Below are 255 nucleotides of genomic sequence, written 5' to 3'. Positions count from 1 at the left end.
CCTCAACCGCTAACGCCAGCGACATTGCCGCAGAAAATAGCGCCTGGCATCAGTGGTCGCTGGACGCCATCCTGCAACGTTTCGCCGACTGCTGCAGGTCACTCTCCAGCGCCCTGTCGGAGTGTGTTGTTCGCGGTATTACGGTGACTACTTTCGGCGTCGATGGCGCGCTGGTCGATGCGCAGGGTAAGCTGCTCTACCCGGTCATCAGTTGGAAATGCCCGCGAACCGCTGCCGTGATGGAAACGATTGAGC

Annotated in this window: 1 protein-coding gene; it reads left to right on the top strand. The window is 60.0% G+C overall.

All coding sequences use genetic code 11. The features are described from left to right. Positions 1-255 (top strand): FGGY family carbohydrate kinase (locus ACODJP_RS14285; RefSeq protein ID WP_422482636.1); only part of this gene is annotated, 255 nt, incomplete at both ends.

The organism is Pleomorphochaeta sp. DL1XJH-081 (assembly GCF_049310885.1).
Lineage (GTDB): Bacteria > Spirochaetota > Spirochaetia > Sphaerochaetales > Sphaerochaetaceae > CAYZJV01.
Note: the sequence above shows the minus strand (reverse complement) of the source record. Positions and strands in the feature narration are given on the sequence as shown.